Source organism: Streptomyces sp. NPDC053069 (assembly GCF_044546895.1).
In the GTDB taxonomy this organism is placed as follows: Bacteria; Actinomycetota; Actinomycetes; order Streptomycetales; family Streptomycetaceae; genus Streptomyces.
Map to the genome: position 1 here is coordinate 289458 of NZ_JBITZN010000011.1, position 24556 is coordinate 314013.

Below are 24556 nucleotides of genomic sequence, written 5' to 3' on the forward strand. Positions count from 1 at the left end.
TGCTTCACTGATCGCAGGGTTCGGAACGGGCTCGGTGCCCGGCCCGGTCCGGGATGTCGTCGTCATGGCGTCGAGCCTGCCGACGGGCCGGTACCGGTGCCGAGTGCCCGGCGATGCTGGTACTGCCAGCACCTGGCAGGGCCGGGCCCGGGTGCCGACGATGGAGACGGGGACGACGGGGGGCTGGACGATGGTGACGGAGCTGACGAGGACGACGCAGGCGACGCAGGCGACGCAGGCGACGCGGACACCGAGTACACAGCGGCGCAGGCCGGAGCTGGCCGCTTTCCTGCGCAGCAGGCGGGCGCGGGTGACCCCGGCCGACGTGGGGATGCCACCGGGCCTGCGGCGGCGCACGCCGGGGCTGCGCCGGGAGGAGGTCGCCCAGCTCTCCGGTGTGGGCGTGACCTGGTACACATGGCTGGAGCAGGGCCGGCCGATCAACGCCTCGCCGCAGGTGCTGGACGCGGTCGCCCGCACACTGCGGCTGGACTCGCCGGAGCGGGAGCATCTGTACCGGCTGGCGGAGGTGCCGTTCGAGCCCGACCGGGAGGTCCTGACCCGGCGTGTGGGCCCGCATGTGCAGGACATCATGGACGCCCTCGATCCTCTGCTCGCGGTGGTGTACAACGCGCGTTACGACGTCCTGGCCACCAACGCGGCCTACCGGGACCTGTTCGTGGTGCCGGACACCCCCGGCATCGACGTGCCGAATGTGCTGTGGACGCTGTTCACGCTGCCGGACGGCGCCTGCCCGCTGGTGCAGCGGGAGCAGGAGCTGCCGCTGATGGTGGCGACGCTGCGATCGGCCTACGGCAGACATGTGGGCGAGCCGGCCTGGGAGGACTACATACGCGGGCTGTGCGGGGAGAGCCCCTGGTTCGCGGCGCTGTGGGCGAGCGGTGAGGTGGTGCTTCCGGGGCCGCGGGTGAAGAGGTTCCGGCACGCCGCGGTGGGCGAGATGCGGATGAGCTCGCAGTCGCTGTCCATCGACGGGATGCCCGAGTGCCGCATCGTCGTCTACACCCCGGAGGACGAGGAGACGCGCGAGAAGGTCGCCCTGCTGCGGGAGCGACGGCAGCGATTGTGGTCGCCGGCGTACACAACAGAAAATCCCGCCCCCTGACGGGGACGGGACCTTCATCATCGATCTTTGACAACTCAACAGAGTGTCGAGTGGAGCTAAGGAGAATTGAACTCCTGACCTCCTGCATGCCATGCAGGCGCTCTACCAACTGAGCTATAGCCCCTTGCGCCACGCGGCGGAGCCGCTGGCTTCTCGCTCCGCTCGGCGGGGCGAACAAGAAGAACTTTAGCCTGTGACCTGCCAGAAAGTGAAATCCGGGGTCCGGGAGCCTGCGGCAGGTCAGTCGTCGTCGCCGAGGACGGGCTCCGGAAGGGTGCCCGCGTTGTGCTCCAGCAGACGCCAGCCGCGGGCGCCCTCGCCGAGCACGGACCAGCAGCAGTTGGAGAGGCCGCCGAGGCTCTCCCAGTGCTGGGCCTCCAGGCCGAGGAGCCGGCCGATGGTGGTGCGGATGGTGCCGCCGTGGCTGACGACGACGAGGGTGCCGTCCTCGGGCAGCTTCTCGGCGTGCCGCAGGACGACGGGCGCGGCTCGGTCGGCGACCTCGGTCTCCAGCTCGCCCCCGCCGCGGCGGACCGCCTCGCCGCGCTTCCAGGCGGCGTACTCCTCGTTGTAGCGGGCGATGATCTCGTCGTGCGTCAGGCCCTGCCAGACGCCCGCGTAGGTCTCGCGCAGGCCTTCCTCGCGGGTGATGTCGAGGCCGGTGAGGGCGGCCAGCTCGGCGGCCGTGTGCGCCGCCCGCTGCAGGTCCGAGGAGATGATCGCGTCGGGCCCCAGGGAGGCCAGCAGCCGGGCGGCACGGCGGGCCTGGCCGATGCCGGTCTCGGTCAGCGCGACATCCGTGCTGCCCTGGAAGCGGCGCTCGACGTTCCAGGCGGTCTGGCCGTGCCGCCACAGGATGATGCGGCGGCCGCGGCCCTTGCGGTCGGTCACCTCACCGGTGGCGCTCATCACCACTCCCCGCCCGGCTCCTGCTCGGCCTCGGCGGCCTGCAGCTTGGCGTGCTCCTCGGCCTTGCCGCGGGTGGCCTTGGCGTCGGCGGGCAGCTCCAGCTCGGGGCAGTCCTTCCACAGCCGCTCCAGGGCGTAGAAGACCCGCTCCTCGCTGTGCTGGACGTGGACCACGATGTCCACGTAGTCGAGCAGGACCCAACGGGACTCGCGGTCGCCCTCGCGGCGCACCGGCTTGGCGCCGAGTTCCTTCTGCAGGCGCTCCTCGATCTCGTCGACGATGGCCTTGACCTGGCGGTCGTTCGGGGCGGAGGCCAGCAGGAAGGCGTCCGTGATCGACAGCACGTCGCTGACGTCGTAGGCGATGACGTCGTGGGCGAGCTTGTCGGCCGCCGCCTGGGCGGCGGTGTTGATGAGCTCAAGAGAACGGTCGGTGGCGGTCACTACGAAGCTTTCGGTCGGCGGTCAGGACCTCAAGGGTCTCACGGACCGCCCCGGGCACCCCACGTGATTACGGCGGCACGTGGGGTGCGGGGCCCCGGTCAGGACGCGGCGGGCTGGTAGTTCCGTCCGAGGACGACCGAGACATCGGCGCCCGAGGAGACGGTTCCCTTGGTCACAGAGCCGGCGGGCAGGCCGAGGGTCTTGGCGACCTCGGTGGCGTCCGGCTTGTGGGAGGCGTCCGAGTAGACCACCTTCGAGGCGGTCTGGGCGCCGGAGGCCGTGCCGCCCTCCAGGAACGTGAAGCCTCCGTTGAGGAGCGCCACGCGGGCCTTCTCGGTGTCGTCCTTCACACCGGTGGCGTTCTGCACGGAGACCCGGACCGCGGCGCCGGCGTCGGGGCTCTTGGCGGTGCCGCCGAGGATGTCCTTCACCACACTGTCGCTGGTCTTCGCGCTCAGGGTGCCGTCGGCCTGCACGGGCAGCAGCGCGGTCTTGTAGTCGCCGCTCTTGGCGAGGTCGGCGAGCCTGGCGAGGAAGGTGCCGAGGTCCTTGTCGGTGAGCGGCGGGTCGAGGATCTGCGCGAGGGTCTGCACGGTGATCGTCGCCGACGCCGGGTCGGAGGACAGCTTGCGCAGCACGCCCTGCATGACCTGGCCGAACCGCTCCAGCTGAGCGTTTTCCGACTCGCCGGTGGCGCGGTAGGTGGCGTAGGCGACGGCCATCTTGCCGCTGAGGGTCTGGGCGCTGCCCTTGTGGACGAGCGGCTCGGCGCCCTTCTTCTTGGCGTCCGGGTCGGGCACGTCCGTGTTGGTGTCGAGGTCGATGTTGCCGACCAGGTCGACGAGGTTCTGCAGGTAGGGGGTGTCGAGGCGCCAGGTGCCCTGGATGTCGGTGCCGAGGACGGTGTCGAGCTGGTCGCGGGTGCCGGAGGCGCCGTCGTCGTCCACCGACTTGGCGAGAGTGGTGGTGGACCCGTCGTCGCCGCTCAGGGCCAGCGAGTTGGGCAGCAGTACGGTGCTGCCCTGCTTGGTGGTGGTGTTGTCGACCAGCAGCGCCGTGGAGGTGCCGCCCTTGCCGGTGTTGTGCAGGTGGACGACGATCACGTCGCGTTTCTGGGCGCTGACGGGCGTGGCCGCGCCGGGCTTGGAACCGGCAGAGGACAGGCCGGGCAGTTTTCCGGCGTACCAGAGGTAACCGACGCCGCCCACGGCGACGAGGGCGAGGACCACGAGGAGGGCGATGATCCGGCTGCGGGCGCGGCGGCGGGCCTCTTCTCGGCGCTCGGTGCGGTTCTCGGTGAACTTCAGCCAGTCGATGACGTCCTCGGAGTCGCCGTCCGGCTCCTCGACGAACGCGAACTGCTCGGTGTGGTAGTCCCGTTCACCCTCGTCCCGCGGTTCCCCGGGGTGCGCCGGGGCGTGCGGCTGCTCCACCGGGCCGGCCTGCTGCGGGATGTACGCGGTCTGCTCGGCGACCCGGGGCTGCTGCCCGCTGCTCGCGGCCTGTCCGTAGGGGTCGTAGCCGGCGCCGTGCTGGGTGCCGGTGCCGTACGTGTCGTAGGGGGCGTGGGAAGCGTACGGGTCGTCGTACGACGGCGAGGGCCGGCCGGTGTCGTAGGAGGGCGCCGACGGCTGCTGACCGGTGGCGTAGGGGTCGTATCCGTAGCCCTGCTGCTGGGTGTACGGGTCGTAGGTCGCCTGCTGGGCCTGCTGTGCCGGGACCTGCCGGTACACGGGCTGGCCGTACTCGTCGTAGCCGACGAGTTCGTACGGGCCGGCGCCGTAGCCGCCGTCGCCCGTGTCGTATCGGTCGTTCACCGGTGCCCCTCTCGGCTCACTCGCCGCGGTACAGCTGGCGCTTGGCGATGTAGCGCACGACTCCGTCGGGCACCATGTACCAGATGGGGTCGCCCTTGGCGACTCTCGCACGGCAGTCCGTGGAGGAGATGGCCATGGCCGGCACCTCGACGAGCGAGACGCCGCCCTCCGGCAGCCCGGGGTCGGTCAGGTGGTGGCCGGGCCGGGTGACGCCGATGAAGTGGGCGAGGGAGAACAGTTCCTCGCTGTCCCGCCAGGTCAGCAGCTGGGCGAGCGCGTCGGCACCGGTGATGAAGAACAGATCGGTGTCGGGATTGAGGGCGCGCAGGTCGCGCAGGGTGTCCACGGTGTAGGTGGGGCCGCCGCGGTCGATGTCGATGCGGCTGACGGAGAACTGGGGGTTCTCGGCGGTGGCGATGACCGTCATCAGGTAGCGGTCCTCGGCCGGGGAGACCTTGCGGTGGGACTTCTGCCACGGCTGGCCGGTGGGCACGAACACCACCTCGTCCAGCTGGAACTGCGCGGCGACCTCGCTTGCCGCCACGAGGTGCCCGTGGTGGATCGGGTCGAACGTTCCGCCCATGACACCGAGGCGTCGCTTGCCCGTGTGGGCGGGGCCGCTGCCCGGTCCGTACTGCGGGTGTTGCACCGTGTCGTCGGCGGACTCGTACGCCGGACCGGTAGGCATGTCCTGCTCTCCCATGCGTGCAGACCCTACCGGCCCGGTCTCGGGTGTCCGGCCGGGGACGGGGTCCCCGCTCAGCGGTCGCGGTTGAAGCGCGTGGTGATCCACAGCAGGAGCAGCAGGATGATCAGGGCGCCGCCGCCGGTGACGGCGGGGTTCAGGCTGTCGTGGTTTCCGCCGTGCGGCTCGCCCTCGGCGGCAAGGGTGACCAACTGGGCTGCGGCGCTGTGGAAGCTCATCTTCGGCAGGACCTATCGCGTGTGGGCGGGATAAAGATGTCGGCTCATCGTAAGCGGGCGGCCGCGCGGCGATCACGCCGACTCCTCCGTTGGGGACGGCCGGCCGGAACTTCCGGCGGCTGTCAGTCGTCCTTCCGCTTGTAGCCGCGCAGCAGGAACCAGGCGGTCAGTACGCAGCCCAGGACCATCACGATCAGGATGAGGCGGAGGAGATTCCCCGACCCGTGCTGCTGGACAGCGCTCGCGGCGGCCTCGGTCAGCCAGGCGGCTGCGGGGTGGTGATCCATGAGTGGGCTCCTTCGGCTGTACTGCCCGTCAACGGTATCTCCGCCTAGGCTGGGCCCCGCCTCGGGGGCACAGTGGCACTCATACGCACTTGGGGGAAGACATGTCCGACGACGGCCAGCAGCCCACGGGGCACGAGCGCGTGCCGAGCAGGCAGCGCAGGCGCTTCCCGGGGATCTCCTCGCGTGCCTACGAGCATCCGGCCGACCGCTCGGCCCTGGTCGCGCTGCGCAAGCTGAGTGGATTCGACACCGTCTTCAAGGCGCTCAGCGGGCTGCTGCCCGAGCGGAGCCTGAGACTGCTGTTCCTGTCCGACTCGGTGCGGGTTTCCGAGCGGCAGTTCCAGCACCTGCACGACATGCTGCTGGACGCCTGTTACATCCTGGACCTGGAGAAGGTCCCGCCGATGTACGTCACGCAGGATCCGCAGCCCAACGCGATGTGCATCGGCCTGGACGAGCCGATCATCGTCGTCAGCACGGGGCTCGTGGAGCTCCTCGACGAGGAGGAGATGCGGGCCGTCGTCGGGCACGAGGTGGGACATGCGCTGTCCGGGCACTCGGTGTACCGCACGATCCTGCTGTTCCTGACCAGCCTGGCGCTGAAGGTGGCCTGGATTCCGCTGGGCAACCTCGCGATCATGGGGATCATCACGGCACTCAGGGAGTGGTTCCGCAAGTCGGAGCTGTCCGCGGACCGGGCGGGGCTGCTGGTGGGGCAGGACGTCCGGGCCTCGATGCGCGGGCTGATGAAGATCGCGGGCGGCAACCACCTGCACGAGATGAACGTGGACGCGTTCCTGGAGCAGGCCGAGGAGTACGACTCCGGGGGCGATCTGCGCGACTCGGTGCTGAAGATCCTGAACGTGCTGCCGCGCTCGCACCCGTTCACCACCGTGCGGGCCGCCGAGCTGAAGAAGTGGGCCGAGTCCCGCGACTTCCAGCGGATCATGGACGGCCACTACCCGCGGCGTGACGAGGACAAGGACGCCTCGGTCAGCGACTCCCTCCGCGAGTCGGCGGCCCACTACGCGAGCGATGTGAAGGCCTCCAAGGACCCGCTGATGAAGCTGGTCACGGATCTCGCGGGCGGCGCGGGCGACCTGGGCGGCCGGGTCCGCCGAGGCTTCGAGGGCTTCCGGACCCCGCCCCCGCCGAAGGAGGGCCCGGCGGACGCCGCGGAGTAGAGCCGAGCAGAGCTGTCCCCTCCGCCGCAGCGGCGTCCGGCCGTGCTCGACCTGCCCTCCCCCGCTCACACCCGCGCCGATCCGGAGAGGTTCCCCGCCTACACCGTCGGCTGAGCACCGGCGGCCAGCGTCCCGCACAGGGCCGCAGGGCTGTCCGTCTCATAGGGATTGGTGCCCGCGGGACCACCCGTGCGGGCCGTCTGGCCGGCCAGCAGGGGGCGGAGGTAGGCGGTGGAGTCCTCGGCGCAGGCCAGAGGGCCCGCCTGGACGTAGGACGTGACCAGCTGGACCTGGTGGGTGCGCAGGTCGTCGCGGGTGAAGCGGAAGGTCAGCTCACGGCGGACGGTGAACAGGGACACGGCCGCGTTCGCCGCGGCACGGGCAGGGCGCAGGGCGTAGACGAAGGTGTGGTCGGCGGTGACCTCCAGCGCGCCCGAGTCGGTCTCGGTGGCCTGCAGGTCGCCCTGGACGCGGATCCTGTCGTCGGCGAGCCGGACGCGGGAGGGGTCGAGACGGACCAGCCACCCGGTGGCGGCGTGCCGGCCGTCCGCCGCCGGGTGCTGGATGCTCTGGTCGAACTGGTCGAGCTGGTCGGCGTCGAGGAGGGACCGGGCGGGGTGCACCTGACGGCCGGTGAGCACCTCGGGGTAGAGCGAGGAGCGGACGATGTAGTCCTTGGCGGTGGTGAGGGCGGTCACGACCTGGCTGTCGGAGAAGTGAGCGGTGCTGCGGGAGACCGGCAGGGGTATGCCCTCCGCGCCGACCTCGTACGGGGCGGCGGGGCTGTGCGTGTACAGGCTCTCGGCGTCGGTGGCGCCGGGCACCTCGGCCGTCGGGGCGAGCGGGATCACCGTCATCCGCAGGGGTTCGACGGTGCGCCGGGCCTGCGCGGTGCTGTAGGGGTGGCGGACGCCCATGTAGATGGCGGTGGCGAAGGCGACGGCGATCAGCAGGACCAGGATCAGGGCCTGCCGGGTGAGTCCGCGGTGCAGCGGCGGGCGCCGGCGTACGGCGGGCGCGTGGTCGGCCATTCGTTCCTGGGCGGAGTACTCCTGGAGGCGGGCAGCACGGACGAACGACTCGTCGAACACGACGGATCGGTACTCGTCCTCTCCACCTGCGGGGCCGCCCTCGGGTGTGCCCTCCGGTGGGTCTCCAGGCCCGCCCATACTTTCAGAGTAGGTCTCGGGGGCCTCGGGTAAACGCCCTGCTACACGACAAGTTCTGACAGGTGCTCACCAAGAGTGGGGCGGGCGTTCAGGGGGAGCGCGGGATGGCGGAGGCGGCCGGCTGGGAGGTCTCGGCGGAGGCGGAGGGAGCGGCGGCGCCGCCCTGTTCGAGGCCGCTGGAGGCGGGTGCGGGTATGCCGTCACGGGTGGTGGCGGAGCCGCCTCGGTAGACGGCGGCGAAGGCCAGGGCGACCATGCCGATGCCCATCACGACGGCCAGCACCCAGGCCACGGGCCGGTGCCAGCGGACCTGCTTGCCGTATCCACCGAAGTGGCGGTCGCCGAGGACGTAGGTGTCCTCCGGCTCGTCGTCGTCCGGATCTTGACCGAAATCGGTCCCCTCGGGGCCGTAGGCGTCGTCGTAGCGCTCGCCTCGGGCGTGGGCGCGGCGGGCCTCCGCCTCGGAGGCCTCTGCTCTGGCCTGGGCGGCGGCCAGGAGGCGCTCGACGGCGGTCGGCTCATGGACCGTGGCCGCCTGTACGAAGGCCTCGTCGAAGACCACGGAGGCGAACTCTTCGTCCGACACCCCGCGGTCGTGGTCGTCGTCGGGCTCCCAGCCGTCCGGGAACGGCGTGCCCCCCACGTCCTCCGGCACGGATCCAGAGTAGACCTGGGGGGTCAATTTGGGCAGACGGTATGGAAATTCATCCGCCTGATGAGACGCGTTTCGGACGTGCGGCCGAACGGGTGGGTCTCAGGGGCGCACGTGGCCGTCGCCGGTGACGATGTACTTGGTGCTGGTCAGCTCGGGGAGGCCCATCGGGCCGCGCGCGTGCAGCTTCTGGGTGGAGATGCCGATCTCCGCGCCGAAGCCGAACTGGCCGCCGTCGGTGAAGCGGGTGGAGGTGTTGACGGCGACGGTGGTGGAGTCGACCAGCTGGGTGAAGCGGCGGGCGGCCTGCTGGGAGGTGGTGACGATGGCCTCGGTGTGGCCGGAGGTCCACAGCCGGATGTGCTCGACGGCCTTGTCGAGGGAGTCGACGACGGCGGCGGCGATGTCGTACGAGAGGTACTCGGTCTCCCAGTCCTCGGCCACGGCCTCCACGACCGTCGCCTTGGAGTCCTTGGCGTAGGCCAGCACGCGCTCGTCGGCGTGCACGGTGACGCCGGCCTCGGCGAGGGCGTCGAGGGCGCGCGGCAGGAACACGGGGGCGATGTCCTGGTGGACGAGGAGGGTCTCGGCGGCGTTGCAGACGCTGACCCGCTGAGCCTTGGAGTTGATCAGGATGTCGATCGCCATGTCGATGTCGGCCGCCGCGTCGACGTAGACGTGGCAGTTGCCCGTGCCGGTCTCGATCACGGGGACGGTGGACTCGTTGACCACGGTCTGGATCAGGGAGGCGCCGCCGCGCGGGATGAGGACGTCGACCAGGCCGCGGGCGCGCATCAGCTCGCGGACGGACTCGCGGCTCTCCCCGGGCACCAGCTGGACGGCGTCGGCGGGCAGCCCGGCGCCGCCGACGGCGTCGCGGATGACCCGGACGAGGGCGGTGTTGGACTCGTAGGCGGAGGCGGAGCCGCGCAGCAGGACGGCGTTACCGGACTTCAGGCAGAGGGCGGCGGCGTCGACGGTGACGTTCGGGCGGGCCTCGTAGATGATGCCGACGACGCCGAGCGGGACGCGGACCTGGCGCAGGTCGATGCCGTTGGGAAGGGTGGAGCCACGGACGACCTCGCCGACCGGGTCGGGCAGCTTCGCCACGTCCCGGACGTCGGAGGCGATGGCGCGGACCCGCTCGGGGGTGAGGGTGAGCCGGTCGACGATGGCCTCGCTGGTGCCGTTCTCCCGGGCCTTGGCGACGTCCTTGGCGTTGGCCTCGACGATCTCGCTGGTCCGGACCTCCAGGGCGTCGGCGATGGCGAGCAGCGCGTCGTCCTTCTCGGCGCGCGGGAGCGGCGCGAGGTCGGCGGCGGCGGCCTTGGCCCGGTAGGCGGCCTGGGTGACCGGGGACATCGAGTCGTACGGCGAGAGCGTGGTCATACCCGCAGGGTAGTGCGCCTGCAGACGGGGGCGGCAACCGTCCCGGGGGCCGAGACGGCGAGCCCCCGGGGCCGTGTGTGCCCCGTGCCCGCGCCTCCGGCGGCACGGGCACGGGCACGATCACAGGATCAGATCAGCGCCTTCTTGTAGAAGATGTTCGAGCGGCGGTCGCCCGCGGTGCCGGAGGCGAAGCCGATGAAGAGGCGGGCCTGACCGGAGTCGGTGCGGTAGACGGCCAGCCCCTCCGGCTCGCGGTAGGAGAGGCTCTCGCCCGCCTTGGTGAGTACCGGCCCCTGCTTGACGGCCCCCGAATTGAGGTCGACGCAGGTGATGCGGGTGTTCCCGGGCCGCGGGTTGCTCGCGGAGTAGGCGTTGCCCGTCAGGTGGTACAGGTACTGGCCGTAGGAGGTGTAGCCCTGTGCGGTGCCCGGGATCGAGGGCTGCTTGAAGTACGCCACCGGGCTGCTGAAGTTGCCCGCGGAGGCTTGGCTCATCCGGTAGGCGGCGATGTACTTGGCGCCGTTCTTCTGGTGGCGTACGACCATGATGCCGTGCACCTGGTCGATGGAGCAGGTGAACTCCACGCCGCTCGCCACCGGGCGGTACTTCTGGATCGCGGAAGAGGTGTGGGACAGCGAGCCGCCCCGTACGAACTTGAAGCGGCCGAGGCGGGTGCCGTAGCCGTTCGTGTTCGCGTCCACCTCCGTCCACAGCCAGCTGTCGCGGCCCCGCGGCTCGACGCCGAAGGCGACGCCGTGGCCGAAGCCCGTCAGGTGCATGGCCGAGACGCGGTTTCCGGCGAAGTCCAGCTCGGTGATGCAGAGGTCGCCGGACGTCTCGCCGCTGCCGTTGCGTCGCTGTGCGACGAAGAGGCGCTTGTTGACGCTGTCGAAGGCGAAGCCCTGCTGGACGGTGTCGTCGTGCAGCTGCCGGCCGCGGAACAGGTCGTAGGACGGCGCGGTGAGGTCGAAGCGTGGCGAGGCGGCGATCGCGGCGGAGGCCGTGCCCCGGCCGGCCCCCACACCCAGCGCGGCGATCCCCAGACCGCCCGCGGCCCGCAGGATCCCTCGACGGCCGATGGTGTGCTGCTCCATGGTCCCCCTTGTGTGGCGGTGGGTAAGCGGAGACGCATGATCCACATGCGTCGCGCCGAACCTACCGGGCGGCCCCTGGGGGCCGGTATGCGGGACCAGGGCACCGGTGCGGGATCGGAAGGGCCGGTTCAGAAGGGGTGGACGCCGACGGGTGTGGCGGGGGCGGGGCCGTAGCCCTCGGCGATGCGCTGGTGGTAGGTCTCGCGGTCGATGACCTCCAGGCCGACGATCTCCCAGGCGGGCAGCCCGGCGCTCTGCCGGTGCTCGCCCCACAGGCGCAGGGCGACGGCGGCGGCGTCGTGCAGGTCGCGGGCCTCTTCCCAGTATCTGATCTCGGCGTGGTCGGTGGCGTATCGGCTGGTCAGGAGGAAGGGGTGGTCGTAGGCCAGCTGCTCCAGGGCACGGCGCAGGTCGGGCAGGGGGACGTTCTCCCCGGAGACGCTGAGGGTGACGTGCCACAGCCGGGGCAGGTCCTTGGGTTCCTCGTAGGCGTCCCCGGCCGCGATGCTCGTCAGAGCACCGCGGGTTGTCACCCCAGGGCGCACTCGTCTCACGACGGCCTCCTTCACCCAGCACTCGGAAACGTGTCCTGACACAAAGTTGAGCAGGCCCTACGGCACCGCGGGGCGGTTTTACGGAACGTCCCCCACCGGGGGCTGTCGTTACGTCCCGTTTTACGAGTGCAGCAGCACCAGGTCGTCCCTGTGTACGACCTCCCGTTCGTACGCGGGGCCCAGCTCCCGGGCCAGCTCGCGGGTCGAACGCCCGAGCAGCCGGGGGATCTCCTTGGCGTCGAAGTTGACCAGCCCCCGGGCCACCGCGCGGCCCGCCGCATCACGCAGCTCGACGGGGTCGCCGGCGCTGAACTCGCCCTCCACGGCCGCGATCCCGGCGGGCAGCAGCGAGGTGCGCCGCTTCACGACGGCGTCCACCGCGCCGTCGTCCAGGATCAGCGCACCCTGCGGGGTGGACGCGTGCTGGAGCCACAGGAGCCGGTCGGCGGAGCGCTTGCCGGTGGGGTGGAAGTAGGTGCCGGTGTCGGCGCCGCTCAAGGCGTCCGCCGCGTGCACGGCGCTGGTCAGCACCACGGGGATGCCGGCGGCGGCCGCGATCCCGGCGGCCTCGACCTTGGTGACCATCCCGCCGGTGCCGACGCCGGCCTTGCCCGCGCTGCCGATCTCCACGTGCGCGAGGTCCTCGGGCCCCCGCACCTCCGCCAGCCGGGACGTCCCGGGCTTGCTGGGGTCGCCGTCGTAGACGCCGTCGACGTCGGAGAGGAGGACCAGCAGGTCGGCGTGGACGAGGTGGGCGACGAGGGCGGCGAGGCGGTCGTTGTCGCCGAAGCGGATCTCGTCGGTGGCGACGGTGTCGTTCTCGTTGACGATCGGGAAGGCACCCATCGCAAGGAGCTTGTCGAGGGTGCGGGAGGCGTTGCGGTGGTGGGCGCGGCGGCTCATGTCGTCGCTGGTGAGCAGGACTTGGCCGACGCGGACGCCGTAACGGGCGAAGGAGGCGGTGTAGCGGGCGACGAGCAGGCCCTGGCCGACGCTGGCGGCGGCCTGCTGGCGGGCGAGGTCCTTGGGGCGGCGGCGCAGGCCCAGCGGGGCGAGACCGGCGGCGATGGCGCCGGAGGAGACGAGGACGATCTCCCGCTCGCCCCCGCTGCGGATCTTGGCGAGCACGTCCACGAGCGCGTCGACCCGGTCGGCGTCGAGGCCGCCGGCGGCGGTGGTCAGCGAGGAGGAGCCCACCTTGACGACGATCCTGCGGGCCTCGCCCACGGCCTGCCTTGCCCTTGCCACCTGCGGTCCGTCCCCTTCACGCGCGTTTCACAGGCCTGACGCCCTGCGTCGCAATCTACGCCAAGGGGCTGGGCCGGTGCGCCGCGGTCCACGGAACGGACGACGCCCCGGGCGCCGAGCACCCGGGGCGTCTGCCGATGGTTCATCGCCTCGCCGTGTCAGGCGTTCCTATGTCCACCCACGTGGACCAGCCCCCACCCGCCCAGCGCGAGGAGCACTCCGGTCGCAACCGACGCTCCCCATGCGTAGCGCGGCTTGAGCTCGGGCGCCTCGCCGGCATCGGGGGCCACACAGCGTTCCAGCAGCAGGAAGGTGAAGAACCCGAAACCGGTGACCAGGCAGACGGCGAACCAGACGCCACGGTTCTTGACCCGCATGTACCTTCTCGGCAGCGCGTAGGCCGCAGCCAGTACGGCCACGCCCACGCCGACCGCGGCCCAGCGCAGGACCGCGGACCGGAGGAAGAGCGGATAGGCCGCGGGCAGGAGGACATCCAGCGCTCCTGGCCCCTGGTCGGCCGACCGGTCGCGGAACGGGAGGTCACCCATGCGCTTTCCCGCCTTGGCGGCGATCGCCTTCTCGACGGCGGCCACATCGTCGCTGCCGGGAATCGCGCCCGGCGCATGGGTGTGCACTTCGCGGTAGATCAGCGGAGCCGTCTCCCAGAGCAGGTTCACTCCGTGATCGTCGTACCAGGTCTCGACCACCGGGGGCCTGTCCGACCGCAGAGCATTCACCAGGTCTTCCTGGGTGCTCGGAATCGGGAACAGCTGGAACAGGCACGCCACATAGGACACACCCAGGACCGCCAGGGCGATGAACCGGGCCGCCCTGGTCAGCGATGTCGAGATGCCGAGCGACCTGCTGATGCGGGAGTCATTGGACATGAACCGTCACCGTTCCATAGAACTCCTGCGCGATGCTGGAGAACGCGTGACCAGAAGGAATGTCTCCCACACCGGGGGCATGCGTGAGCGAGGCCATACCCGTTTTGTTGTAGGAGGCGAAAGCAACCGTGAAGGAGTGGGATTCCCTCGACTGCGCGATCACCTGGTACTCGATGTTGTAGCTGCCGAGAAACGCAGCAGGAGTCTCGCTCCCGGCTCCGCCGTCCGTGAGCATGCCGAGCAGGTCCTTCCCGATGTTCGACTTCGCGTCCGCATGATCCGCGTTGCCTCCGAGCTCACCCACGGGAGCGTCGAAGTCGGCGCCGATGATCTTGCGGGCCAGGCCTTCCACCACCTTCTTGTGGGACGCGTCCAGCATCAGTTCCTGGGTCAACGGACTGCCGTCGTCGAAGGGAATGTTGTTCACGTCTCCCTTCCCGTCGGCCCACAGGTAGAAGAGATCCCTCCAGCTGAGCTGCGGGGAATGGCCGCTGAGGTAATTACATGCGGCGGCTTCTCCGCTCTTCACCGAGGCACCCGCGGTGCAAGGGCGCGTGTTTCCGGCGACAGCCTCGATGTACTTGCGCAGCTGAATGGCCAGCTCTTTGTGGATACCGGGCTTTTCATTGGCGACGAGGGAGTTCAGACTCCGAATGCACGCGGCGTCACAGCCGCCACCACTGGTGGACGTGTCGTTGTCGAGCGAGCCCGTGTCCACCAGGGCGCTGGAACCCTTCGGCTGCTGAGGATAGTCGTCTCCTGGCAGGGGGGCTCTCATGAGCCCGCTCGGATCGGCGAAGTTGACCGGGTTGTTGCCGCTGTAGCTGTAGGCCGAGAGGTTCTGCGGTGCGTACGGCTTGGTCAGGTCGTCCGGGCTGATGAAGCGGCCGAGGGCCGCGTCGTACATACGGGCGCCGAGGACGGACAGGGCGGTGGAGTCGTCCTCGGGTTTGCCGAGGAAGCCCCGGTCGGTCGCGGAGGGCAGGGCAGTGCTGCCGCGCTGCTTGCCGAACGGCGTGTACTTGCGGCGGGTGACCGTGCCGTCCATGGCGACCAGCAGGGAGGTGGAGGCCTGGGTGTCGCTCAGCAGCCAGGTCAGCTTGCCGTTGCTGCTGCCGTCGTCCTGGCGCATCGCCACCGTCGTCCCGGCGGCCGAGTACAGGCGGGTGGCCTTGACGCCGGCGGCGCCGGCCTTGTGCAGTTCCTGTCCGTCGAGGTAGAGCACGTTCTCCTGCGCAGACGTGCGCAGCAGGACGGTGCCGTCGGTGTCGTAGACATAGGTGGACGTCTCGTCGCCGCCGGTCTTGTGCTGGGTGATCCGGCTGACCCGGTTCTGCGGAGTCCAGTCGATGCCGGAGCTGACGCCCTTGACCGTGCGGGCGGTCATCTGCCCGGACGTGTTGTAGGTGAAGGTGTCGGAACCGGCCTGGGTCACCGCGTGCGGGTGCGCCTGCCCGGCCGTGTAGGCGGTGCCGTCGGCGCTGTAGCCGGGGTAGGTGTAGCCCCTGGTCGTCGAGCCACTGGCGGTGGTGTCCTTGACGGACATCAGGTTGCCGAGCTCGTCGTAGGTGTACGTCTGGTCGTACGGGTCCAGGCTGCTGCTCCGGTCCGGCGTGGCCGCGCCGGTGCAGCCGTCGCTCGCCGCGGTGGTCCAGGCGTGGCTGAGCCGGTTGAGCTCGTCGTAGGTGTAGCACTCGCTCTGTTGGGTGACACCGTCGGTGATGCCGGTGATCTGGCCGGCGAGGTCACGGGTGTAGGTGTCGTCCTGCGCGGTCCTGGTGGTGCTGCCGGCGGTGACGGTGGTGCGGATGTCGGCCAGCGCGCCGGTGCCGTTCGTGTCGTTGAAGGTGTAGGCGCGGTTGACCGTGGCGGCCGTGCCGCCGCTGGTGCCGTAGGTGCGGGCGTCGAGACGCCCCACGCGGTCGAACCCGAAGGACGACTGGTAGGTGGCCAGGGGCGAGGACACCTTCGAGGGCCGTCCCTGGGCGGTGTAGGTGGTGGTGACCGTCTCCGCGGGAAGGCCGCCGGCCGCCGGGTAGGAGACCGACGTCAGGTGGTCGGCCTGGTCGTAGCCGTAACCCATGGTGTAGCTGCCGGCGAAGCCGGAGCCGTCGTCCGGGACGGTGACCTTCTTGCCCGTCGCCCGGCCGCGGTCGTCGTAGCCGGTCACCGCGACGGTGTAGGCCTTGCCGCCGGTGTAGCTGGTCGACGAGGCGAGCTGTCCCAGACCGCCCGGGGCCGTGTCGTAGGCCCACTGCGACAGCACGGTGGAGCCCTGGGAAACCGTCGTCTGCCGGCCCATGTTGTCGTACTGGTACGTGAGCGTCGTGCCGTTGACGGTCTCCGTGCCCACCTTGCCGTTCAGGTCGTACTGGGTCGAGGAGCTTCCGGCGTCCGGGTCGGCCACGGAAGTCCGGTCACCGGCCCAGTCGTAGCCGTATGTGGTGACGTTGCCCTTGGCGTCCGTGATCTGCTTCAGCTTGCCGCTGCGCGTGTACACGTACGACGTCGTCTGCGCCGCCAGGGGACCGTGCTCGACGACCTTGGTCACCTGGCCGAACACGTCGGTGAAGGTGTCGGTGCGCTCACCGGCCGCCGGGATGCTGGTGGTGTGGTCACCGTAGTAGTAGGTGCGGGTGTGGCCCGTCGCCTGTGGGGTGCCATTGACCAGGATCTGGGTCTGGGTCGTCCGGCCGGCCCAGTCGATGACCGGATCGGTGTAGGAGGGCAGGTCGGCCACCGTCGGGAGCACCATCCCGGAGCCCGCGGCGCTGGAGTTGTAGAAGGACGCGGAGGTGCCGGTGACGTTGCCCGAGGTGTCGTAGCGGGTGGAGATCACGTCGCGGCCGGTGCCGTCCGGCGCCGTGGTCTGGGCCTCACGGATGCGGCCCAGACCGTCCAGGTAGTTGTAGGAGTTCACGTACGTGGTGCCGGACTGCAGGACCCCGGTGGTCACCTGGCTCGGTCCGGCCACCGCGTCGGGGACGCCGTCGCCGTTGGTGGCGGTGGGTGTCACGTAGCCGAACTGCATCGACGGGTGTCCGTCGGGGTAGTTCGCGATCTCGGTCGGCTTGAAGACCTGGACGTAGCGGCCCACCGAGTCGTGCACGAGGCGGGTGGTGCGGCCGTTGGCGTCCAGGACCTTGTAGGGGGTGCCCCACAGACGCGAGTACCAGGTCGTGGTGGACTCCGTCGTGCCCGGACCGGTGCTGCCGTCCGGGTCAGGGGTGGTGACCGTGACGCCGTTGGCCGGCCAGGACGTGGCCGGCGAGTACGTCGTGGTGGTCTTGTTGCCCTTGCCGTCGTAGCCGGCGGTCACGCGGCCGGCGCCGTCGTAGTCGGCCTTGGTCGAGCGGTACGCGGAGGAATCGGTGTAGGTCCGCTTCTCCGTCGCGTTGCCGTCGACCAGGGCGGCGTCATTGTCCGTGACGGACGTCGAACCGTCGTACAGCGTCACCGTGTACGAGTCCTGGTTGGCCGAGCCGCGGGAGGCGCAGTCCGCCGCGTAGTGGCGGACCTCGTCCTGGAAGACCATCCAGCGCTTGACGTCCGAGTTCGGGAAGTTGGACGTGTTGTAGGCGCGGCCGTAGGTGGTGCACCGGTTGTCGTCGACGTTGACCTCGCCCCAGTCGTTGGTGCGCAGGGGCAGGCCGTAGGTGGTGCTGGTGGACGACGTGTCGTCGTATTCGTCGTTGACGACGCTCTCGCGCCAGCCCTGGGAGGTCAGCGTGTCCGTCGTGGTCTTGCTGTCCCGGACGAAGCGGGCGTCGGGCAGGCCGGCGTACTGGGCGGTGTCGTGGTCCCAGTACTCCTTGCGGACGCGCTCGTGGGACTGGCCGTCGCCGTCCCGCTTGGACATCTCCAGCGTCTTGCCGGCCAGCCAGGCGTGGTCGGTGAAGGAGTCGCCGAAGCCGTCGCTGACCGTGACGGTACGGGTCGCCGACGGGTCGGACTTGGAGGTGCGGTCGGCGCTGAGGCCCCGGTACAGCCAGTAGTAGGTGGACGCGGCGTTGCTCTGGCTGCCGGTGAAGACCTCGACCTGCTGGTAGCCGCGCCAGTCGGACCACGATTCGTCGGAGTCGGGCACGAGCGGGTCGTTGTTGAAGCGCCAGCCGGCGCCGCCGTGGTACTCGTACCGGGTGGTCATGACCGGGTCGCCGTCGTGGCCGGCGCCCTGGCCGACACCCGGGTCGACGGAGACCTGGGTGACCAGGTACTTCTTGAACCACCCGGTCTGTTCGGAGCCGCCTTCGGGTGTCCACTTCTGCCAGAAGCAGTCCTCGGTGTTGGACGACTCACTGGGCAGGTTGTTGATGTCGCAGGCGTCGGGCTGGCCGTAGGTGACGCTGGTGACCGAGCCGAGGTCGCTGTAGACGGTGTCGACGCGCCGGAAGTTCAGGGTGTGGGAGCCGACCTGGTTGTCCAGCCATTCACCGTTGAAGTTGATGACCGGCAGGGTGATGTCGGCGCCGTCGCCGTAGCCCTTGCGCTGGATGTAGTCGAGCCAGAGGGTCTTGCCGACCGAGCCGGAGGGGTCCGGCAGGCCGTACTTCATCTGGTACTGCATCGCGGGCGCCCAGGCATCGGTGTCACTGTCGCGCACGTAGGTCTTGATGTCCCACAGCATGTCGGTGCTGAAGAACGTCGGGTAGTACGTCTTGCCCGCGCAGTAGTTGTCCGCCGACGTGCCGTCGCACATCAGGTCGGTCGGCACGTCGGGGTAGGAGTCCGGGGTACTGGAGATGCCCGGGCAGGCCGCCGGCTCGTGGTCCAGCGGGTTGGCCTCACTCATCCGCTCCACGCACCGGCCCACGTGGCTCAGCAGGACCTCGGCCGGCAGCTGGGCGCCGGAGATCTGGGAGGCCCATCCGTACTCGATGCGGATCGGGTAACCGGCCGCGTCGTAGGCGCGTGCCTTGTCGGCGTTGATCACCGAGCGGTAGTGGTTGACGAACTTGTCGTAGAAGTAGGAGTTCTCGACCTCGTTGGGGTCGACCACGCGGTCCAGGTTCCAGCGCCAGGCCTGGGTGCACGGCTCCGGGAACTGGGAGTGGCAGGGCTCGCCCGAGTCGTCACCGGCCACCGGGACGGTCAGGACGGAGTGCGTGTACTTGTCCCAGTTGGGATCCGGGTCCGTGCGCTCGGAGCGGCCCCAGCCGAAGTAGTAGCGCATGCCGTTCTGGGTGGAGATCACCCAGTACTCGTCGTCGGCGCCGTGGCCGCCGGTCAGGTGCTGCACGCGCCAGCCCGGGTCGTCCTGGAGGTGGTAGGAGCCGGTGCCGTTGCCGTCCTGGATCAGAGCCGTGTTCACGCCGTTGAGGCTGATGGTGTACTCGGCGCCGTCCGGCTCGGTGCCGGGATTCGGCGACTGCCAGCACAGGTCACCGACGGTGTTGTTGACGTCCTGCGAGCAGTTCTTGTACTTGCGCTCGATGTAGCCGACGTTCAGGTCCCAGCCCATGCCTGCCCAGGATGCCTGGTTGTTCGTCGCCGAGGTCCGGCCGTCGACCGACTGGGAGTCGTACGTCAGGGCGAGGTCCGGCGTCGCGCCGAAGGGCGCCTTGGGCAGGGTGACGGGCAGGTTGTAGGTGAAGTCGCCGGAACCGGTCGACACGTCCCACTTGCCGGTCGGACTCAATGTCGACGCCCGGTAGTCACCGGCGTCCGAGGACGACCCCGTCGTCAGCGTCGTCACCGTGGACGTGGTGGCCGCCGACATCATCGACATGCCGGACGCCGGGGCGCTCGTCGTCGCGGTGGGGTCCGCGTCGGCGTACACCGTCGCCGTCAGCCTGCCCGTCTTGATGTCGTTGTGGATCGGCAGGTAGCGGCGGGTGTCCGGGGAGCAGCCGCGCTTCTTCGGTGTGGTGAGCGCGCACGCGGGCATCTGCACCAGACGGAGCCGGGAGGCGAAGTCGCCGCCGTGGGCGTACTTGAAGGCGTTGTAGTCGAGGGTGACGCCGACCGGTCCGGGGGCGGGCTTCCCGTCCTTGCGGGTCAGGCGCAGCGCCATGCCGACACCGCCGATGGACTTGATCTTCGCGCGGTCCAGGACCTGCACGTCGACGTCGCCGGGAGTGCTGCCGGAGGGGGAGAAGCCGAGCTTCCTGCCCTCGGCGACGGCGTCCTTGGCCGCCTTCTGGCCGAGCGCGAACGCCGACTGGGGCGGCAGTCCCGCGGTGCGGACCTGCGCCGCCGTCGGGGTCTGGACCGACACCACGGCGGACTTGGCGGCGGCGCCGCCGGCCGGGCTGTCGACGACGGTGCCCGAGGGCGACACGGCCAGGGCGTGTCCGGGCCGGGCCTTCGCGAGGTGGACCCGGGCGCTCACCCCCTTGGGCCAGGCCACCTTCGGCGCCTTGGTCATGGTCGGCTCCGCCTGCTGCTCGGGCACCTTGCCGCCCTTGCCCGCCGGCACGCTCACGGTCCTGTCCTCGGGCTTCGCCACGGCGACGGACGCGGCGAACGCCGGCGTGGACAGCAGAGCGGACAGCAACGCGCCGGAGACCGCCACGACGAAGCCGCGTCTGTACGACGCACGCATCACGAACCCCCACCCCTCTGGCCGAATATCGACCACAAACGGTCACAAAGAGCGGGTCCGTGGCACGTGGGCAGCACAAAGCCGACACATGGCGAACACGCGTTGGCGGAGATTAACCAGATACTTAATCGCACCATTTCTGGTCAAAGCGGATCGCTATCCGCCAAACATCGTGGACACCTTGGCGGAAGCTTTGCGCTGCCATGACCAACGGAATATCTGATTCCGCCATCCCTGTCACGATCGATTCACAGGTGCTTTAATGACCGGCCGGCAATCCAGCCGACTTCCCCTTGGTACGGCATGTCCCTTTTGCCTGCCAAAGGCGCGGAGATCGGCGCTTTTCTCTTTTGGTCTTGGGGGGTTTCCACCGCCATGCTCGATCGCAGACGCTTTCTGCGCGCCGGAGGCGCCGTCGTCGGCGCGGCGGCCGTTCCGCTCGTCGCCGTCGGCGTGGCCGAGGGTGTCGCGCACGCCCGGCGCACGTCCTCCCAGGGCGACGTCACGCCCGGCTCGGTCACCGCGAGCAAGCGGTTCGACCTGAGCGATCCCTCCGACATGCTGCTGCGCGAAGTGCAGCTGACCGGCACCCGCGTGCTGCAGTCCTTCGCCTTCGACAACACCCGCGGGCATGTCTTCACCGTGCAGCTGGTCGACGGCGGACTCCAGCTCCCCGGGGAGACGCAGACGTACTCCGGCGCCGACCGCGAGGCCAACGGCGACCTCGTCCTGACCCGGCTGGACCTCTCCGGGAACATTCTCGGCACGATGTATCTGCGCGGATTCGGACACGGTGTGCAGATCGGCGTCGAATCCACCACGTCCGGCTCATATCTGTGGACCGAGACGCACAACATCCGTACCGCGAATTCCGACGGCACCTACACCGGCTGGGGCGACCGGCTCGCCCGGTTCGAGTTCGCCAACGGGTCGGTGCTCACCGCGAACTCCCCCGCGCTCACTCAGTACACCCTGGAAAGCGGCGTCGACCGCACCACCTGCGCCGTCGATCCGGTCACCAACCGGCTCGCGGTCCGCTGCCGTGTGAACGGGGTTTTCCGCTTCCGCCTGTACGACCTCGCCGCCTTCAAGTCGGGCGGCAGGACCCCCCTCGCCGACGTCGCCCAGCCCGCCGACCTGCAGCCCGGCTACACCGACGTCTTCCAGGGGTTCACGAGCTACGGCAGCTACCTCTATCTGCTGGCCGGCTCCGCCTACGGCAGCAACGGCTCGGTCTCGCCGGACGGCAACGCCTACATCACCACCGTGGACTGGAACACCGGCACGGTCACGGAGCAGAAGCTCACCAAGGCCGCCTCCTCCCTGCTCTACCGCGAGCCCGAGGGCATGGCCATCCAGATCCCCGACCCCGCCAACCCGTCGGCGCTGCGGCTGTGCAGCGGCTTCGCGTCGTACGCCTCGGACACCGACCAGAGCAAGCGGGCGAGCATCTACTACAAGGACGCGCTGGTCTGATACGAAGACGTGTCCGATACGCAGACGTGCGGAGGTCGGGGTGAGGCTTGCCACACCCCGACTGACCAGCGGCGGGCGGAGCGAGGTAAGAACATCCCACCAGTCACGTTGGGGTAGGCTTAAATCAACGTTAACCTCGCACTCCTTGTGCCTTCTCGCCTCCCGTCCCGCGGCCCAGCAGCGGGACGCGGTCGCGTCTGAACCGACAGTCCAGGAGCCCCAAGCATGCCCCTCGCGAATGGAAGCGCTTCGCCGAAAATAAGCGTGGTTGTCCCTGTTTACAAAGTTCAGGGGTATCTGCGAGCGTGCTTGGACTCCATTCTCTCCCAGTCCTTCGAGGACTTCGAGATCGTCGCCGTCGACGACCACTCCCCCGACTCCTGCGGCCGCATACTCGACGAATACGCCGCCCTGGACGAGCGCGTCATACCGGTGCACTTCGAGGAGAACCGGGGCATCGGAAAGGCCCGGGACGCCGGTGCACTGAAGGCGCGCGGCGAGTACATCCTCTTCCTCGACAGCGACGACACCCTCGCCGAAGGCGCACTGCAGGCGATAGCCGAGCGCCTGGAGGTCACGGACAACCCCGACATTCTGCTGCTCAACCACGTCCGCACGTACTGGAACAACCGCGTCCAGGCGAGCGCGGCCGGCGAGATGCTCGCCGCCGCCGGCACGGACGTCTTCACGGCCCTGGAGCGGCCGGAGTACCTCAACATGTTCGCCGTGGTGTGGAACCGCGCGTACCGCCGTGAGTTCTACGTCGACGAGCACAACTTCACCTTCACCGACGGCATCTACGAAGACGCGCTCATGGTCTACAAGACCATGCTGACCGCGGAGCGCATCGCCGCCACCGACCACGTCTGCGTCGAGTACCGCCAGCGCCGCCAGGGCAACTCCATGCGCACGCCCGGCCGCAAGCACTTCGGGATCTTCGAGCAGTACGCCCGGCTCTTCGAGTTCCTCGACGAGAATCCCCACACCGAGCCGGTGCGTCCGCTGCTGTTCGAGCGCATGGCCAGCCACTTCCTGTTCACCCTGGCCCGTGAGGACCGCATCGTCCCCAAGGACCGGGTGGAGTTCTTCAAGCTGTCGGCCGCCCAGTACAAGCGTTTCAAGCCGAAGGGCTTCGTCCTTCCGGAGGGCTCGCAGGGCACCAGGTTCCAGCTGCTGGAGCGCGGTTCCTACACGGCGTACGCGGCGGTCATCGCCGCCGGCAACACCCGTCGCCAGGTGATCAAGCGGGCCGCCAAGGTCAAGACCAAGCTGGGCAAGACCGCCTACAACCGGCTCTACCAGCTGCATCTGCGACGCCCCGTCGACGAGAACCTCGCGGTCTACGCGGCCTACTGGAACCGCGGCGTCGCCTGCAACCCCGCGGCCATCTACCACAAGGCCAAGGAACTCGCCCCGAACGTCCACGGCGTCTGGATCGTGAAGCGCGACGCGGTGGACACCGTCCCGGCGGGCGTGGACTACGTGGTGGCGAACTCGCCCCGCTACTGGGAGGTCATGGCACGCGCCAAGTACCTCGTCAACAACGTCAACTTCCCCAACAACTTCGTGAAGCGCCCGGAGCAGGTCCACCTGCAGACGCACCACGGCACCCCCCTCAAGCAGATGGGGATCGACCAGCAGAAGTACCCCGCGGCCGCCAAGGGCATGAGCTTCGCCAAGATGCTGGAGCGGGCCGACAAGTGGGACCTCAGCCTGACCTCCAACCAGCACTCCACGGAGATCTGGGAGCGGGTGTACCCCTGCGCGTTCGAGGCGATCGAGTACGGCTATCCGCGCAACGACGTCTACTTCCGGGCCACCGCGGACGACGTCCTGCGGATTCGCCGTGAACTCGGCATCGAGGAAGGCAAGACCGCCATCCTCTACTGCCCGACGGTGCGCGACTACCAGAAGGGCTATGTGCCCCGCATCGACCTGGAGCGGTTCTGCCGCGAGCTGGGCCCGGACCACGTCGTCCTCGTGCGCACGCACTACTTCTACGGCGCGGACCCCCGGCTGGAGGCGCTGCAGGAGCGCGGCCTGATCAAGGACGTGTCGCGGTACCCGGTGGTGGAGGACCTCTGCCTGGCCGCCGACGCGCTGATCACGGACTACTCCTCGATCATGTTCGACTACGCCTGCCTCGACCGCCCGATCGTCACCTACGCGGACGACTGGGAGGTCTACCGCAAGGCCCGCGGCGTCTACTTCGACATTCTCTCCGGCGAGCCGGGCGAGACCCCGGGCGCGACCGCGACCACCGAGGACGAGCTGATCGAGGTCTTCCGTTCCGGCGCCTGGAACAGCGGCAAGGCCGCCGAACTGCGGGCGGCGTTCCGCGAGCGGTTCGTGCAGTTCGACGACGGGAACGCGGCGGAGCGCGTGGTGCGGCGCCTGTTCCTCGGCCAGGAGCCCACCCCTGCCGTGCTGCCCCTGGACGAGCGGACTCCGGCACCCGCGCCGGCTGCCTTCGCCAAGGCACGTATTCCGCAGCAGCCGACCGGCGAGCGTGGCCTCATCGGCGCCTGACGTGCAGAAGGAAAGAGACGAGCACCACATGGTTTCCCGCCCCACCCTCTCCAAGGCCGTCATTCCGGCGGCAGGTCTCGGTACTCGGTTCCTGCCGGCGACCAAGGCCACTCCCAAGGAGATGCTGCCGGTCGTGGACAAGCCGGCGATCCAGTACGTGGTCGAGGAGGCCGTGTCGGCGGGGCTCGACGACGTCCTCATGATCACGGGGCGCAACAAGCGCCCTCTTGAGGACCACTTCGACCGCAACTACGAGCTGGAGTCGGCGCTCGGCAAGAAGGGTGACGCCGAACGGCTCGCGAAGGTGCAGGAGTCCAGCGACCT

Annotated in this window: 19 protein-coding genes and 1 tRNA gene; 5 read left to right on the forward strand and 15 right to left on the reverse strand. The window is 69.6% G+C overall.

Annotated features, from left to right (window positions below; all coding sequences use genetic code 11):
- Positions 1-160: 160 nt before the first annotated feature.
- Positions 161-1126 (forward strand): helix-turn-helix transcriptional regulator, encoded by a 966-nt coding sequence (locus tag ACIGXP_RS26065; RefSeq protein WP_399772061.1) that lies wholly within the window; start codon positions 161-163, stop codon positions 1124-1126.
- A gap of 51 nt (positions 1127-1177) precedes the next feature.
- Here the strand turns inward: ACIGXP_RS26065 and ACIGXP_RS26070 are convergent.
- The 7 genes from ACIGXP_RS26070 to ACIGXP_RS26100 all read right to left on the reverse strand — a co-directional run bounded on the left by ACIGXP_RS26070 (position 1178) and on the right by ACIGXP_RS26100 (position 5506).
- Positions 1178-1250: transfer RNA gene (locus ACIGXP_RS26070), tRNA-Ala, on the reverse strand.
- A gap of 116 nt (positions 1251-1366) precedes the next feature.
- Positions 1367-2035 carry a histidine phosphatase family protein gene (locus ACIGXP_RS26075; RefSeq protein ID WP_363218429.1) on the reverse strand — a complete coding sequence of 223 codons (669 nt, stop codon included), beginning with the start codon at positions 2033-2035 and terminating at the stop codon, positions 1367-1369.
- Entirely contained in the window at positions 2035-2478 is a 444-nt protein-coding gene (gene rsfS / locus ACIGXP_RS26080; RefSeq protein WP_363218430.1) for a ribosome silencing factor, read from the reverse strand. Before rsfS ends, ACIGXP_RS26075 begins: the two co-directional genes overlap by 1 nt.
- A gap of 98 nt (positions 2479-2576) precedes the next feature.
- Positions 2577-4295 (reverse strand): LCP family protein, encoded by a 1719-nt coding sequence (locus ACIGXP_RS26085; protein ID WP_399772065.1) that lies wholly within the window; start codon positions 4293-4295, stop codon positions 2577-2579.
- A gap of 16 nt (positions 4296-4311) precedes the next feature.
- Entirely contained in the window at positions 4312-4998 is a 687-nt protein-coding gene (gene nadD / locus ACIGXP_RS26090) for a nicotinate-nucleotide adenylyltransferase (RefSeq protein ID WP_363218432.1), read from the reverse strand.
- A 56-nt stretch (positions 4999-5054) separates the two neighbouring features.
- On the reverse strand, positions 5055-5219 hold the full coding sequence (locus ACIGXP_RS26095; protein WP_363218433.1) for a hypothetical protein: 165 nt from the start codon (positions 5217-5219) through the stop codon (positions 5055-5057).
- 122 nt (positions 5220-5341) lie between these two features.
- Complete coding sequence (locus ACIGXP_RS26100) at positions 5342-5506, reverse strand: hypothetical protein (RefSeq protein WP_399772069.1); 165 nt, start codon at positions 5504-5506, stop codon at positions 5342-5344.
- Between the two features lie 101 nt (positions 5507-5607).
- Here ACIGXP_RS26100 and ACIGXP_RS26105 point away from each other — a divergent pair, with 101 nt between their 5' ends.
- A complete protein-coding gene (locus ACIGXP_RS26105; RefSeq protein WP_399772072.1) occupies positions 5608-6690 on the forward strand; it encodes a M48 family metallopeptidase in 1083 nt (360 codons plus the stop codon).
- A gap of 98 nt (positions 6691-6788) precedes the next feature.
- Here the strand turns inward: ACIGXP_RS26105 and ACIGXP_RS26110 are convergent, their stop codons facing one another.
- From ACIGXP_RS26110 to ACIGXP_RS26145, 8 genes are all read right to left on the reverse strand, one after another.
- Positions 6789-7859 (reverse strand): hypothetical protein, encoded by a 1071-nt coding sequence (locus ACIGXP_RS26110; RefSeq protein WP_399772075.1) that lies wholly within the window; start codon positions 7857-7859, stop codon positions 6789-6791.
- An 88-nt stretch (positions 7860-7947) separates the two neighbouring features.
- The gene (locus ACIGXP_RS26115) at positions 7948-8541 is read right to left on the reverse strand and encodes a hypothetical protein (protein ID WP_363218437.1); all 594 of its coding nucleotides are present in this window, start codon (positions 8539-8541) and stop codon (positions 7948-7950) included.
- 72 nt (positions 8542-8613) lie between these two features.
- Positions 8614-9900 (reverse strand): glutamate-5-semialdehyde dehydrogenase, encoded by a 1287-nt coding sequence (locus ACIGXP_RS26120; protein WP_363218438.1) that lies wholly within the window; start codon positions 9898-9900, stop codon positions 8614-8616.
- A gap of 128 nt (positions 9901-10028) precedes the next feature.
- Positions 10029-10994 carry a teichoic acid biosynthesis protein C gene (locus ACIGXP_RS26125; RefSeq protein ID WP_399772077.1) on the reverse strand — a complete coding sequence of 322 codons (966 nt, stop codon included), beginning with the start codon at positions 10992-10994 and terminating at the stop codon, positions 10029-10031.
- Positions 10995-11122: 128 nt separating this feature from the next.
- Complete coding sequence (locus tag ACIGXP_RS26130) at positions 11123-11548, reverse strand: hypothetical protein (protein WP_363218440.1); 426 nt, start codon at positions 11546-11548, stop codon at positions 11123-11125.
- A 120-nt stretch (positions 11549-11668) separates the two neighbouring features.
- Positions 11669-12775, reverse strand: a complete 1107-nt coding sequence (proB, locus tag ACIGXP_RS26135) for a glutamate 5-kinase (RefSeq protein WP_363218447.1) — start codon at positions 12773-12775, stop codon at positions 11669-11671.
- Between the two features lie 179 nt (positions 12776-12954).
- Complete coding sequence (locus ACIGXP_RS26140) at positions 12955-13683, reverse strand: hypothetical protein (protein WP_399772080.1); 729 nt, start codon at positions 13681-13683, stop codon at positions 12955-12957.
- Positions 13673-20227, reverse strand: coding sequence for an RHS repeat domain-containing protein (locus ACIGXP_RS26145; RefSeq protein ID WP_399772082.1), 6555 nt, complete (start codon positions 20225-20227; stop codon positions 13673-13675). Before ACIGXP_RS26145 ends, ACIGXP_RS26140 begins: the two co-directional genes overlap by 11 nt.
- A gap of 375 nt (positions 20228-20602) precedes the next feature.
- Here ACIGXP_RS26145 and ACIGXP_RS26150 point away from each other — a divergent pair, with 375 nt between their 5' ends.
- The 3 genes from ACIGXP_RS26150 to ACIGXP_RS26160 all read left to right on the forward strand — a co-directional run.
- Positions 20603-21703 carry a Tat pathway signal sequence domain protein gene (locus tag ACIGXP_RS26150; RefSeq protein ID WP_399772084.1) on the forward strand — a complete coding sequence of 367 codons (1101 nt, stop codon included), beginning with the start codon at positions 20603-20605 and terminating at the stop codon, positions 21701-21703.
- 225 nt (positions 21704-21928) lie between these two features.
- On the forward strand, positions 21929-24232 hold the full coding sequence (locus tag ACIGXP_RS26155) for a CDP-glycerol glycerophosphotransferase family protein (RefSeq protein WP_399772087.1): 2304 nt from the start codon (positions 21929-21931) through the stop codon (positions 24230-24232).
- A 28-nt stretch (positions 24233-24260) separates the two neighbouring features.
- Positions 24261-24556: sugar phosphate nucleotidyltransferase (locus ACIGXP_RS26160; protein WP_399772089.1), on the forward strand; the 296-nt coding region annotated here is incomplete at its 3' end.